This is a genomic window from Novosphingobium sp. GW835-FHT14H07 (assembly GCF_058793515.1).
This window is the reverse complement of record NZ_JBXAFX010000031.1, coordinates 31,897-44,649: the sequence shown is the minus strand read 5'-3', so window position 1 is coordinate 44,649 and position 12,753 is coordinate 31,897. Positions and strand designations below refer to the sequence as shown.

13 protein-coding genes are annotated in these 12,753 nt (G+C 61.4%); 3 read left to right on the top strand and 10 right to left on the bottom strand.

What is annotated here, in order from left to right; genetic code table 11:
- Positions 1-37: 37 nt before the first annotated feature.
- The 8 genes from AC1Q5P_RS19015 to AC1Q5P_RS18980 all read right to left on the bottom strand — a co-directional run bounded on the left by AC1Q5P_RS19015 (position 38) and on the right by AC1Q5P_RS18980 (position 8,427).
- Positions 38-592, bottom strand: coding sequence for a hypothetical protein (locus AC1Q5P_RS19015; RefSeq protein WP_492519774.1), 555 nt, complete (start codon positions 590-592; stop codon positions 38-40).
- 130 nt (positions 593-722) lie between these two features.
- A complete protein-coding gene (locus tag AC1Q5P_RS19010) occupies positions 723-2,954 on the bottom strand; it encodes a prolyl oligopeptidase family serine peptidase (RefSeq protein ID WP_492519773.1) in 2,232 nt (743 codons plus the stop codon).
- Positions 2,955-3,019: 65 nt separating this feature from the next.
- Positions 3,020-5,149, bottom strand: coding sequence for a prolyl oligopeptidase family serine peptidase (locus AC1Q5P_RS19005; protein ID WP_039335205.1), 2,130 nt, complete (start codon positions 5,147-5,149; stop codon positions 3,020-3,022).
- A 133-nt stretch (positions 5,150-5,282) separates the two neighbouring features.
- Positions 5,283-5,708, bottom strand: a complete 426-nt coding sequence (gene rplQ / locus AC1Q5P_RS19000; protein ID WP_039335208.1) for a 50S ribosomal protein L17 — start codon at positions 5,706-5,708, stop codon at positions 5,283-5,285.
- Positions 5,709-5,826: 118 nt separating this feature from the next.
- Positions 5,827-6,891 carry a DNA-directed RNA polymerase subunit alpha gene (locus AC1Q5P_RS18995; protein ID WP_039335210.1) on the bottom strand — a complete coding sequence of 355 codons (1,065 nt, stop codon included), beginning with the start codon at positions 6,889-6,891 and terminating at the stop codon, positions 5,827-5,829.
- Between the two features lie 121 nt (positions 6,892-7,012).
- A complete protein-coding gene (rpsK, locus tag AC1Q5P_RS18990) occupies positions 7,013-7,402 on the bottom strand; it encodes a 30S ribosomal protein S11 (protein ID WP_008065643.1) in 390 nt (129 codons plus the stop codon).
- Between the two features lie 49 nt (positions 7,403-7,451).
- Positions 7,452-7,820, bottom strand: coding sequence for a 30S ribosomal protein S13 (rpsM, locus tag AC1Q5P_RS18985; RefSeq protein WP_039335281.1), 369 nt, complete (start codon positions 7,818-7,820; stop codon positions 7,452-7,454).
- A gap of 292 nt (positions 7,821-8,112) precedes the next feature.
- On the bottom strand, positions 8,113-8,427 hold the full coding sequence (locus tag AC1Q5P_RS18980) for an acyltransferase (protein ID WP_492519772.1): 315 nt from the start codon (positions 8,425-8,427) through the stop codon (positions 8,113-8,115).
- Between the two features lie 156 nt (positions 8,428-8,583).
- Here AC1Q5P_RS18980 and AC1Q5P_RS18975 point away from each other — a divergent pair, with 156 nt between their 5' ends.
- The 3 genes from AC1Q5P_RS18975 to AC1Q5P_RS18965 all read left to right on the top strand — a co-directional run bounded on the left by AC1Q5P_RS18975 (position 8,584) and on the right by AC1Q5P_RS18965 (position 10,480).
- A complete protein-coding gene (locus AC1Q5P_RS18975; protein ID WP_492519771.1) occupies positions 8,584-9,129 on the top strand; it encodes an acyltransferase in 546 nt (181 codons plus the stop codon).
- Between the two features lie 106 nt (positions 9,130-9,235).
- Positions 9,236-9,643: a DoxX family protein gene (locus AC1Q5P_RS18970; RefSeq protein ID WP_492519770.1), complete on the top strand. Its 408-nt coding sequence runs from the start codon at positions 9,236-9,238 to the stop codon at positions 9,641-9,643.
- Between the two features lie 96 nt (positions 9,644-9,739).
- Complete coding sequence (locus tag AC1Q5P_RS18965; protein ID WP_492519769.1) at positions 9,740-10,480, top strand: transglutaminase-like domain-containing protein; 741 nt, start codon at positions 9,740-9,742, stop codon at positions 10,478-10,480.
- A gap of 185 nt (positions 10,481-10,665) precedes the next feature.
- Here the strand turns inward: AC1Q5P_RS18965 and AC1Q5P_RS18960 are convergent, their stop codons facing one another.
- Positions 10,666-10,887 carry an HTH-like domain-containing protein gene (locus tag AC1Q5P_RS18960; RefSeq protein WP_492519768.1) on the bottom strand — a complete coding sequence of 74 codons (222 nt, stop codon included), beginning with the start codon at positions 10,885-10,887 and terminating at the stop codon, positions 10,666-10,668.
- A 29-nt stretch (positions 10,888-10,916) separates the two neighbouring features.
- On the bottom strand, positions 10,917-12,683 hold the full coding sequence (locus AC1Q5P_RS18955; RefSeq protein ID WP_039335219.1) for an AIPR family protein: 1,767 nt from the start codon (positions 12,681-12,683) through the stop codon (positions 10,917-10,919).
- Positions 12,684-12,753 lie beyond the last annotated feature (70 nt).

The following is a 12,753-nucleotide window of genomic DNA, read 5'->3' as shown; positions in this document are numbered from 1 at the left end:
CAAACTGCGCGCGATCACCTCGGAATGCCGCGCGCGATCAAATCGGAACAGTGCGCGCGATGACCTCGGAATCCGCATAGCCGCGCAGGGAATTGTTCCAGCCCCGATAGTCGCCACCCCAGCCGTTGCCGTAGTAGCGGTCGCCATCGCGCCAATCGCGACCGCGCGTGTTCACGGCGATGCGGCCGCGAACCTCATAGCCCCACCGCGTGTTCCGCACCTCGCGGACGTCGGTTACGTCGGCCCGGCCATAGCTGTAGCGGGCGGCGTTGCGCTCTGCCGTGCGCACACACTGTTCGATCGCCTGGCGCGGGTTGCCACGGCCGTAGTAGCCATCGCGATAGCGCCCGTCGTTCCAGCCATCACGGCCCCGCCAGTCGTCGCCATAACCGTAGCGGTCATAGTCGCGGTTATTGTTGTTGCTTGCTGCAGCGGCGATCGCGGCAATGCCGCCGATCACCAGCGCACCTGCAATGATGTCGCCCCCGTCGATGCCGCCGCGATGGTCTCGGGCAACTGCGGGAGAGGCCGAAGACACCGCGACCGCAGCGGCGGCAGCAGTTCCGACCAGGGCCTTGGGCAAAGTCTTCATGGCTCAGATCCTTCAAAACGGCGGGCCTTTCCCGCCACGCATGAAGGATTGCCTGATTCGCCGTGATGGGACGCTGAACCACGCCGACAGCGATTGTTCATCAAAACAGCCCCTAAGATGAACAGGCCTGCTACCGTACTGCTTCGCTGTCCAGCCCCGTCCAGTAGGCCAGGAACGCCAGCACATCGGCGCCCGCACCAATCACCTTCTCCACCGGCTTGCCCGTCCCGTGCCCCGCGCGCGCCTCCACGCGCAACAGGCGCGGCCGCTCGCCAATCTCCGCGGCCTGCAGCGCAGCCACGTACTTGAAGCTGTGCGCTGGCACCACGCGGTCGTCATTGTCCGCAGTGGTCACGAGGATTGCGGGATAGGCCCTGCCCCCGTCTATATTGTGATAGGGTGAATAGCTGCGCAGCGTGTGCCAGTCTTCCTCCCGGTCAGGACGGCCATAATCATCCACCCAGAACCGGCCGGAGGTGAAGCGGTCAAACCGCAGCATGTCCATGACGCCCACGTCGGGATTGGCCGCAGCGAACAGATCGGGCCGCTGGTTCACGACCGCTCCCACCAGCAGCCCGCCATTGGATGCGCCCTGGATCGCAAGACCGCCCTTGGCCGCGATCCCCTCCTTCACGAGGTATTCGCCCGCAGCGATAAAATCGTCGAAGCTGTTCTGCTTCTTCTGGCGCCGTCCGGCCTCGTACCAGGAGCGCCCAAGCTCGCCGCCACCCCGGACGCTGGCCAGCGCGAACGCCCCGCCCGCCTCTAGCCAGGCCATGCGCACCGGCGAATAGGCCGGCGTCAGCGCAATGTCGAAACCGCCATAGCCATAAAGAAGGGTCGGTAATGGCTTGCCTGCCGCCGCCAGGGCCTTCTTGCGAACGACATAGAGCGGCACCATCGTCCCGTCCTTCGAAGGGTACTGACGCTGCTCGACCAGATAGTCAGCGGGATCGAACGCCATTCTCGGCACCGCAAACGGCGTTACCGTTCCCCTCTGCAGGTCCATGCGATAGATCGCCGGCGGCAGGTTGAAGCTGGTAAACTGGTAGAATGTCTCCGGGTCGCCGGGTCGTCCGCCAAACCCGCTGGCCGTGCCGATCCCGTTCAGCGTTATCGCCTTGCCCGGCTTGCCCTTGCGATCGGTCATCACCGCCACCGTCTGGCCGTCCTTGAGATACGACAACAGGAAGCGGTCGCCGATCATCCGCGCCCCTTCCAGCGTATTGCCGCGCTCGGGCACGACCACGGTCCAGCCCTTCTTCGGGTGGGCCAGATCGATGCTGACCAGATGGTAATTGGCAGCGCTCCGGTCGGTCAGGAACCACAAGCGATCGCCGATCCCCGCCACCAGCTTCCAGTGATCTGCAATCTCGGGCACCAGCGGCTGCGCTTTCCGTTCGCCCGACCTGCGCCCGTCGAGCTGGATCAGATGAACTGCATTGCGCTTGTCGGTGCTGACTTCGCTCACCACCACGGCCCAGCGCCCGTCGCTCGTCACCAGTGCCTTGTGGCTCCATGCGGGGTTCTCTGGCGTTGCGTGGACCAGTTCATCGTGATCCTGCGCGGTGCCGACGCGGTGAAACCATACCGCCTTGTTGAAGCGCGGCGCCCGGGGATCATCGCCCGCCCGGGGTGCCGGAAAGCGCGAATAGAGGAAGCCCTCGTCGCCAACCCAGGCGATCTCCGTATCATTGGCCCACGCGATACGCTCGTCAAAGATGCGGCCGCTCGCGACATCCACCACGCGCAAGGTGCGCCAGTCGCTGCCCGCCTCCTGCTCGGCAAAGGCGACATACTTGCCGGATGGTGATGGCTCCCATTGGGCCAGCGCCAAGGACCCGTCCGCACTCCAGCCATTGGGATCGATCAGCAGGCGCTGCTTGCCCTCGACCCCCTTGCGCACCCACAATGCCGACTGGTTCTGCAAGCCTGCATTGCGCGTGTAGAAATAGCTTCGTCCAGCCTTGCGCGGCAGGCCATAGCGCTCGAAATCGAACAAGGATCGGATACGACCGGCAAAGCGCTCACGGGCGGGTAGCCTCGCCAGATAATCCCCGCTCAAGGCATTCTGCTCTGCCACCCAGGTAGCGACCGCGCCATCCGTTCGCGGATCGGCTTCAAGCCAACGGAAAGGATCGGCAACGCGCTGCCCGAAAACCTGCTCGACCAGCGGATCGGCCCGGGTCGATGGATAAGCCGTCTTCGGAAGGACAAGCCTGGCATTACTACTGCTGGGATTGGAACCTCCAGAGGCCTCCGGAAAGGCCACCTCGGAACTGTCCGCAACTGCAGGGCCTGCAGGCAGCACCGCCGCCAACAGAAGTGCGCCGCCCAACAGGCCGCGCGCAGACCTTGCCATCTCCCGCATCATCGTTGGCCAAGGCATAGCACAGCGCAACGATATGCGGGAGATGCCCTTCTTCCTCAGTCCGTGGCTTTTAACCCCGTCCAGTGCGCCAGAAACGCGTAAACGTCAGCCGTTTCCTCGATCAACTTCGAGATCGGCTTGCCCGACCCGTGTCCGGCGCGAGTCTCGATGCGGATCAGTTGCGGCTTCGGTCCAAGTCCGGCGGCCTGGAGCGCTGCTGCATACTTGAAGCTGTGCCCCGGCACCACGCGGTCGTCAGTGTCAGCCGTCGTCACCAGCACTGCCGGGTAGGGCGTGCCAGCCTTCACGTTGTGGTAGGGCGAATAGGCCCGCAGCACGCGCCAGTCTGCCTCGACATCAGGTCGGCCGTAATCGTCGGTCCAGTAACGCCCGGCGGTAAAGCGGTCGAAGCGCAACATGTCCATGACGCCCACCGCCGGATGCGCCGCCGCGAACAGGTCGGGCCGCTGGTTCACCACTGCGCCCACCAGCAGCCCGCCGTTTGAGCCGCCTTCCACCGCAAGCCCCGTCTTGGGGGTCACGTTATTGGCAATCAGCCATTCGCCTGCCGAAATGAAATCGTCGAACACATTCTGCTTGCGTGCCCGCCGCCCGGCATCGTGCCAGGCATCGCCATATTCGCCGCCGCCACGCAGGTTCGCCACGGCATAGGCCCCGCCGCTCGCCAGCCACGCCATGCGTGCTGCCGAGTAGGCTGGCGGCAAGGAAATGTTGAAGCCGCCGTAGCCATAGAGGATCGTCGGCACCGGCCCCTTTGCGTCCTTGCGCCGGACCACGAACATCGGGATCCTTGTGCCATCCTTCGATGGATAGAACACTTGCACGACCTTGTAGTCCTCGGGCGCGAAGTTCAGCGGCACCTTCTGCCATGGCGCCACTTTCCCGCTGACCGTATCGAAGCTGTAGACGGTTCCGGGGGTGGTGAAGCTGGTAAAGCCAAAGAATCCGGCCCGGTCCCCCGGCTTGCCGCTGAACCCGGTGATCGATCCGATCCCCGGCAGCGCCATCTCTCCGGCAGGTGTCCCGTCAAGGGCGTAGACCTTGATCAGCGATTTCACGTCCTTCAGGTAATTGAGGTAGAGTTTGCCCCCGACGATCGCGGCCCCGTCGAGGTTCGCATCGCTTTGCTCGACCACCGTGGTCCAGACCGGCTCTGCCCCCGAAAGGTCGACCTTCATTACCTTCTTGAGCGGCGCGTCCTTGCTGGTCACGAACCACAGCGTGTCGCCTGTCGCGTCAAAGCAGTCCCACTGGGCGGTCATGTCGGGAACCAACGGGCGCAACTTCCAGTCAGCCTTGCCGATTGGCGCCACGAACACGGCTGAAAGGGGGTCGGTGCCTTCATGGCTGGTCACCACCAGCCAGCGCCCCTCGCCCTTGACCTGCGCCACATGTCCCCACTTCGGCTTGTCAGGGGTCGCAAAGACGGGCCGGTCCTCAGCCTGCGGCGTACCCAGCTTGTGATACCAAACGGTCTGGTTGTAATTCAGCGCCTGGAACGCCTCGCCCTCTTTGGGTGCCTCAAAGCGTGAATAGAGCACGCCGTCATTGCCGACCCATGCGATATCGCTGAACTTCACCCATTTGATCTCGTCCGCAAGGGCCTTCCCGTCGCCCGCGCCAACGAACTTCATCGTCCGCCAGTCCGATCCACCGTCCTGCACGGTGTAGGCGAGCGTTGCCCCGTCCGGCGAAGGCTCCCAGGCGTCGAGCGCGGTCGCCCCATCCTTCGCCCAGCCATTGGGATCCAGCAGAACGCGCCCCTCAGGCGAGGCGGCATCCCGCACGACCAATTGCGCCTGGTTCATCAGACCCGAATTGTAGGTGTGAAACAGTCGGCCTCCTTCCTCGCGGGGAACGCCCCAGCGCGGATAGTCGAACAGCCCCTTAAGCTTCTTCTCGAACCCGGCCCGCTCCGGCAGGGCCTTGAGATAGCTATCGGTAAACCTGCTCTGGCCGTCGACCCACGCCGCAACCTTGCTGTCAATACGAACGTCCGCTTCCAGCCAGCGATAGGGATCGGCAACCTGTTCGCCGAAAAGGGTCTCGACCACCGACCCCCGGTCAGTCTCAGGGTAGTTCAAAGCTGTATCTCCGGCAAAGGCAGGGGCAGACAGGCTGACAGCCGCCACCGCAGTGGCGAACAGAATTTGGCGCATGGGCATGGGGGAGCTTTCCGGTGAATCATTCGGTTGCAGCCGAAACTAGCCAGCTTCCCGTCACGCACAAGCCCCGTGCACGAAAAACGGGCGGAGCCAGCGGCCCCGCCCGTCAATCTCGTCCGAAACGAAGCGCGAATTATGCGGCTTCGTATTCGTCTTCATCAGCCGTCATCACCGGGCCCGAGTCCTGGCCCTTGGCCGAGGTGTCACGGTCGACCAGTTCGATCACGGCGATCGGTGCGGCGTCCGAAGCGCGGAAACCGGCCTTGATGATGCGGGTGTAGCCACCGTTGCGATCGGCATAACGCTCGGCCAGAACGGTGAACAGCTTCTGCAGCTGGGCATCGTCAAGCAGACGGGCGTGGGCGAGACGGCGGTTCGAAAGGCCACCCTTCTTGCCAAGCGTGATCAGCTTTTCGATGTAGGGGCGCAGTTCGCGCGCCTTCGGCGTCGTCGTGGTGATCTGCTCGTGCTTGATCAGGGCCGCTGCCATGTTGCGCAGCATCGCGATGCGGTGGGCAGAAGTACGACCCAGCTTACGCTGGCCAAGTTTATGACGCATGGTATTTCCCTTCCGTTCGTAGGGGGGCCGTACGAGGTACCCCGATCCAGGCGGCAATTAGGGCTGCCGCCAAGTCACCCTTGAAAACAGGGCGCCCCGAAGGACGCCCCGAATTTCCTTAGCCGAGAAGCTCTTGCTCGAGCTTCTTGGCCATCTCTTCGATGTTCTCAGGCGGCCAGCCCGGGATGTCCATGCCGAGGCGCAGGCCCATCGACGAAAGGACTTCCTTGATCTCGTTGAGCGACTTGCGGCCGAAGTTCGGCGTGCGCAGCATCTCGGCTTCGGTCTTCTGGACCAGGTCGCCGATGTAGATGATGTTGTCGTTCTTGAGGCAGTTGGCCGAACGCACCGACAGCTCGAGCTCGTCAACCTTCTTGAGAAGGTAACGGTTGAGCTGGTTGGCATCGCTCTCTTCCGGTGCATGGGCAGCGACGCCACCGGCAACCGAAGGAACGTGGCCGACCGGCACCTGGTCGTCGAAGTGCACGAACAGCGCGAGCTGGTCCTGAAGGATGCGCGCGGCATAGGCCACGGCGTCTTCCGGGGTGATCGTGCCATCGGTTTCGACCGTCAGATTGAGCTTGTCGTAGTCAAGCTCCTGACCGATCCGGGCGTTGTCGACCTTGTACGAAACCTGGCGGACCGGCGAGTACAGCGAGTCGACCGGGATCAGGCCGATCGGCGCGTCAACCGGACGGTTCGACACGGCGGGGACATAGCCCTTGCCGGTATCGACGGTCAGTTCCATGTTGAACGTCGCGCCTTCGTCGAGATTGCAGATCACGAGGTCCTTGTTCATGACCTCGATGTCGCCGGTGACGGCGATGTCGCCTGCCTTCACTTCGCCCGGACCAGTGGCCGAGAGCTGCAGACGCTTGGGGCCTTCGCCCTGCATCTTGAGGGCGATCTGCTTCACGTTGAGCACGATGTCGGTCACGTCTTCGCGGACGCCGGCGAGCGACGAGAATTCGTGAAGAACGTTCTCGATCTTGATCGAGGTGACCGCCGCGCCCTGAAGCGAGGAGAGCAGCACGCGACGCAGCGCGTTGCCGAGGGTGAGACCAAAGCCACGCTCAAGCGGTTCGGCGACGAATGTCGCGCGGCGCTTGGCGTCGTTGCCCGGCTTGATCTCGAGATTGTTGGGCTTCTTCAGTTCCTGCCAGTTCTTGATGTTGACAGTCATGGAATTCCCCTGGGGTTTGTGCGGGCTTTTGCCGGTTGCCGGGATGCTTAATTCCCGGCTCCGGTCGAGATATTGGGTGAAAGGGACGCCGGTACCTGCGCCCCATCCACCATAGGCAGGATCAGACGCGACGACGCTTCGACGGACGAACGCCGTTGTGCGGGATCGGGGTCACGTCACGAATCGCCGTGATGGTGAAGCCGACCGCCTGAAGGGCGCGAAGGGCGCTCTCGCGGCCCGAACCGGGACCCTTGACTTCGACTTCGAGGGTGCGGACGCCGTGTTCCGCAGCCTTCTTGCCGGCATCGTCAGCAGCGACCTGCGCGGCGTACGGAGTCGACTTGCGGCTACCCTTGAAGCCCATCATGCCGGCCGACGACCACGAAATGGCGTTGCCCTGAGCATCGGTGATGGTGATCATGGTGTTGTTGAAGCTGGCGTTTACGTGCGCAACACCACTGGTGATGTTCTTGCGCTCGCGGCGCTTAATGCGCTGAGGTTCGCGTGCCATGGTAAATATCCTCGAGAAACTTTGGACGGAAGAAGGATCTGTTCAGATCTTACTTCTTCTTGCCGGCGATCGGCTTGGCCTTGCCCTTGCGGGTGCGGGCATTGGTGTGAGTACGCTGACCACGGACCGGCAGGCCCTTGCGGTGACGCAGACCACGATAGCACGCGAGGTCCATGAGGCGCTTGATGTTCATCGCCACTTCGCGGCGAAGATCGCCTTCCACGGTGTGCTCGGCGTCGATCGTTTCGCGGATCTGAAGGATCTCTGCGTCCGAAAGGTCGGCCACGCGGCGGGTGTGTTCAATACCCAGCTTGTCGGCGATCTGCTTGGCCTTGTGTGCGCCAATGCCATGGATGTAGGTCAGCGCGATGATCACGCGCTTGTTGGTGGGGATGTTGACCCCGGCAATACGAGCCACTTGCTTCTCCGTTTGCTCCACAGGCCGCGCGAATCGCTCGCGCCGCCTATCTCATCGCGAAAACTCACTCGGGAAATCCCGGATTTCTGCATGGTTTCAGGATCTTGATCCTGATTGTGCAGACGTTGCCCGGAAATGAGTGAAAGGCGCGATTAGGCGGTTTCGACTGCAACGTCAACCGTTACGCAAGCACAAGGGGCGGACTGCGCGCCGTTCGTGGCACGGTCCTGCTCGAATGTGGAGCAACCTTATCCCAATCGCGCCGCGAGGTCAAAACCCCCGGTGCGCAGCCCTACTGGGTCGGGGCAACGATCCTTGCCGGATGTCCGGAAACACGCGCCCCATCGGGAACGTCGCGCGTCACGACAGCGCCGGCTTCCACCACGCAGCCTTTGCCCACCTTGATGCCCGGCATGACGATGGCCCGCGCGCCAATCGTGGTGCCGCTGCCGATAACGGTGTCGGCGTAGAGACCGCGCGTGAAGTCGTGCGAAAGCAGGATGGCCCATGGCCCGATCACGCATTCCTCGCCGATATGGATCCCCGATGGCCAGTTGCGGTCGAGCGACGCTGTCGGGGAGACCCAGGCGCTGGCGGCAATGTTCATCCCCCAGAAGCGAGTCTGGACAAGATGCCGAAGTCTCTGCCTGATGCTCTTTCGGCGTATACCCGCCCCTCTGGTCACGCGTCCGATGCCCCCGCCAGGCCCGCCAGGGGCCAATCGCGCTTTGCATAACGCCCGGGCCGGAGATATCAACTCGCCATGGCCTACCCCCCGATCAGCGGACGCAGTCTCTCGCGCTTCATCCGCGCCCGTGGCCTGGTGATCGGCAGCTACGTCGCCTGGCTCCGCCATGTCCGTGGCGTGCGCATGGGCCGGGAGGTCGACCTGTCGCTCAGCACGCGCATGGAAGTGGGCAGGCGTGGCGCCATTTCGATCGGCGATGAAACCGCGATCGCCCTCAACGCCGCAATCTTTACCAGAGGAGAGGACGGCAACGTGCGCCCGGTCTCGATCGGCGCGCGCTGCTTCATCGGCGCAGGGGCTGTCATCCTGCCCGGCGTGACCATCGGGAACGGCGCAATCGTCGCGGTGGGATCGGTCGTCAGGCGCGACGTTCCCGATGACTGCATCGTCTCGGGCAATCCCGCCCGCATCGTGCGGCGGGGCATCGACGCCGGATGGCTCGGCCGCCTGCCGGAAGCCCACATCAACCAGCGCCTGATGTATGCGCGCGAGGCCATCAAGCTCGGGCTCGCAACACGCGGCCCGGCCGCCCTCGACGCCACGCCTGAAGCCGACGACTGAAGCCCCCGCCTCAGACGTCCGCCCCGGACGCCCGCCTGAGGCGATTGTCACCGCCCTCGATCCATATTAGACTAGGAGTTCTAATAATAAATGGGGAGAGAACTCGATGGCCGCACTGCGTCTTTCACCGCTCGTGAGACTGGCCCTGCTCGTGCCGCTGACCCTGCTGCTTTCGGCATTCCACGGCTTCGTCGGCTGGCACAAGGTCTTCTCCTCCCGCGAGGAACTGATGCGCCATACGGCTTGGACCGTGCATCTGCCGGAATGGCTCGGACGCCTTGTCGGGATCACCGAGCTTGCGCTTACGCTCCTGCTGCTGCTGGCACTGTTCCGGCCGGGGTACAGCCGGATCGGCATGATGGCAGCATATGGTTTCATCGCGCTCGAACTGGTCTCGACCGTAACCCATCAACTCGCGCAGGACGGCGCGTCGCTCGTCCAGAACCTGCTGTCCATCTTTATGACGGCGCTCGTCGCATGGTTGTTTGCGCAAAGGGCCGAGGCCGCTAGATAGCGACGAGATACGCCGCCGGCACGGGCGGCCGTCCCTCCAGCGTCGGATATTGCCATCACAACTCGCCTGCGCATTGCCGCATCGCTCGACTATGCCATGTCCGGCGCCGCTCCCGTGCTGATGCAGATCGGCGTTGCGGCAGTTGCGGGACAGCGCCTGCTCGAGACCAGTTGCATCACCACACCCGGCATAGCCCACACCGTCGCCGGGCACGATGGTCTGGGCGAGCGCCAATGGCTTGAACCCCGGACGCGGTTCGAGGTATCCTACAACGCCATCGTCGAGATCGACCGCCAGCCCCTGCCGCTGGCCAATCTTGCCGCCGACAGCCTCACTGCCCTGCCCGGCGAAGTGCTCGAATACCTGTTTCCCTCGCGCTACTGCCCGGTCGACACGATGCACGCCGCCGCGGTCGACATGTTTGGCCACTTGACTGGCGGTGCGGCGGTAGAGGCCGTGCGCGACTGGATCGCCACCCACCTCGCCTACGTCCCCGGCGCGAGCCACGGCGGCACCACCGCGCTTGACACCTTCCACGCCCGCGAAGGCGTCTGCCGCGACTACGCCCACCTCCTGATCGCGCTGGTGCGTAGCCTTGGCATCCCGGCCCGAATGGTCAGCGCCTACAGCCCCGACGTCACCCCCCAGGACTTCCACGCCCTCGCCCAGGTCTGGCTGGCGGGAGACTGGCACCTGGTGGACGCGACCGGCATGGCCGACCCTGCGACGACCGCGATCATCGGTGTAGGCCGCGACGCAGCGGACATCGCCTTCCTGACGATCTTCGGCGCCGCGACGCTGAATGCGCAGGTGGTAGAGGTGCGCTTGATGGACTAACGGGCAGTGTCGCAACCAGCGTGAACCCACACGCCACAATCACCCAAAGACCTCGTCTTCCCGTACTCGACAAGGGGCTTGGCTTCTCTTGAGTTTCCGGACTTCGATTTAGGGAATTATGCACGTGTCCCCTTAATTCACGTAATTGATAATTCGTAATTTGCAGTTTTTCGGGGCTATTAAACTTATCTACCTTTTCGAATTTCCACGAATTCGGCAAGTCGAACTCCCTTTCGTAGTTCCGTCCCAAAAGACTTTCCAATTCCGGCGTGTTCTGCAAGATCCTGAAGGTTCACACCATTGAGTCGTTGCGCGTGCTGAATTCCGAAAAGATGAATGGTGACAACTTTGTCACCTTTGGGTGCGGCATCTACCACACGCCGCAATTTTTCAGCAATTTCGCTCATACAAAATACTCCTTCTATGCGCTCTACACTTAATCAGCGGACCAACGATATTCGAAGGCTTCTTGAGGCAAAACGGCTGCGTCGTTCAGTTTCTTTTTGATTTCTGCTCCACCCGGCATGACGTTCAACATGTTGAAGTAGTTTCTCACAGCCATGTTTATGTTCGACAGGCAACCTTTCGTTTTGATCCAATTTTGCGGGCTGAAGACCCGGTTGGGTGGCTGTGTTTCATTCGCAGCCGCTTCAAGCGCCATATTCAACGCCGTTCCGCCAAGCCGCACAATTTCATCTACCATCCCAGCAGCTTCAGCGGCTTGCCAGGCACGCGCCGGATTGGAAACGCGATCCGATTGGTTGCTAGAAATAGCGAAGCACATCGCAACAGCGTAGAGGTGATGATACGGTGCGTATGCCTTCATCGCCAACAAAGTCTCGTTCAAGCTTAGTGGGTTATCCGAAACCCAAGTGCGGCGAACCGCATGCATCCACCTGTTCAACGCCATGATGTTTTCAGGCGGGTAATCCTTGTTTTTGAACAGCGTTTCAAAATATTTATCAAAAATCTTGGTTTCACCGTAGGACAGGTTCGGCCTTAGTGTCTGCCACGCAATCAACGTCTTCGCATATTCGGATAGTTCTACAACTTCTATCTTGTTGCGATCTGCGGGAGCCGCTTCACCCCGCTTGGTGATGAAATAGCCAGTTGGGTATTTCAGTTCGAAAGCCTTTTTCAGCGCTAGAACACGCTTATCATTGCTGCGCAAATCGCGGGCCTTCACCGCGCTTTGCGAATTTGTATTGATGGAAATTTTGTCCGCCCGGTCCCGCTGTGGAATTTCGTAGAACCGAAACAGGATGAAGGCATCATCCACCTTCTTCACCGTTTCGCTGCACGACAATATCGTGTTTAGCGACTGACAGCCGTTCACGACGCTAAGCCCGTGCAGCGAAAGCGACTGGCTGGCTTCGTCATACGTCATCTTGTTGCAGAGTGCAGTCACGCCGTTGTGGAAAAAGAAGAAATCACTGCGCTTGTCGCCAAGGATCGATTGGCGAATGCCCTTATTGACGGCGTTGCTGGTTCCGAGGCTTTGGCGCACGTTCTTTTGAAAAAGCGTGCCATCCTTGATGCCGGGCAGTTTAATGCATTCCTTCAATGGTAGCGCCGCGACGACGACTGGCGTCCCCGCAACTTCGTGATACATGTGCTTCGTGCCGGACAGGTCCAGCTTGTAGTTCAGGCTGGGGTTGTCGGCCTCAATGGCGTATTCATAGCGTCGTTGCAGTTCGTCCGCATCGATGACGTGAATCGTTGCATCGAACGATTCATTCTCGCTCAGTTTCGCCAGTTCCTCTTGGAACGCAGCCAAGTCCGCTTGAGCGGCTGGCGTGAGTAAACCCGTAGTTAACAGTTCGAACGAAACTTCATAATCGTCTTCAAGTGCTGTTGCCAGTTCCGACAGCTTCGCTTTCAGCTTGCTGTTCGCCACGTTTTGTAGCCGTGCCAAATCTTTGATTTGAATCCAAGATGACAGCACTTCACGTAAGGGCTCGCCATCAACGTTGCCATTCCCGATAAACTTGCCTTGGATGATTCGAACAACGGATTTGTCGTCATCGACGATGATAGCATCAATCTGCTTGTCATCCGCGCCATCGGTTATGTCCGCCTTCGTCTCGTTCATATCACGGAACAGGACATTGCGTAGATACCAAGCCACGAAGCGCTGGCCATCGTTTGGGAAGTTCTGTTGAAAATAGTCGCTGGCAACTTGCTGCTTGATTAGATTGAACACGGTATTCCCCCACGGGCCACTGTCGCCAGTGTCACATTGAACGTGCCAGCGCTTAAGTGCAATCCGTAAC

Bases quoted from the DNA above. Each gene is read 5' to 3' on its own strand.
- rplQ (WP_039335208.1), bottom strand. From the start codon at position 5,708: ATGCGTCATAAACTTGGCCAGCGTAAGCTGGGTCGTACTTCTGCCCAC.
- AC1Q5P_RS19005 (WP_039335205.1), bottom strand. From the start codon at position 5,149: ATGCCCATGCGCCAAATTCTGTTCGCCACTGCGGTGGCGGCTGTCAGC.
- AC1Q5P_RS19015 (WP_492519774.1), bottom strand. From the start codon at position 592: ATGAAGACTTTGCCCAAGGCCCTGGTCGGAACTGCTGCCGCCGCTGCG.
- AC1Q5P_RS18965 (WP_492519769.1), top strand. From the start codon at position 9,740: ATGTCCGGCGCCGCTCCCGTGCTGATGCAGATCGGCGTTGCGGCAGTT.
- AC1Q5P_RS18980 (WP_492519772.1), bottom strand. From the start codon at position 8,427: ATGAACATTGCCGCCAGCGCCTGGGTCTCCCCGACAGCGTCGCTCGAC.
- AC1Q5P_RS18995 (WP_039335210.1), bottom strand. From the start codon at position 6,891: ATGACTGTCAACATCAAGAACTGGCAGGAACTGAAGAAGCCCAACAAT.
- AC1Q5P_RS19010 (WP_492519773.1), bottom strand. From the start codon at position 2,954: ATGGCAAGGTCTGCGCGCGGCCTGTTGGGCGGCGCACTTCTGTTGGCG.
- AC1Q5P_RS18960 (WP_492519768.1), bottom strand. From the start codon at position 10,887: ATGAGCGAAATTGCTGAAAAATTGCGGCGTGTGGTAGATGCCGCACCC.
- AC1Q5P_RS18975 (WP_492519771.1), top strand. From the start codon at position 8,584: ATGGCCTACCCCCCGATCAGCGGACGCAGTCTCTCGCGCTTCATCCGC.
- rpsK (WP_008065643.1), bottom strand. From the start codon at position 7,402: ATGGCACGCGAACCTCAGCGCATTAAGCGCCGCGAGCGCAAGAACATC.
- AC1Q5P_RS18970 (WP_492519770.1), top strand. From the start codon at position 9,236: ATGGCCGCACTGCGTCTTTCACCGCTCGTGAGACTGGCCCTGCTCGTG.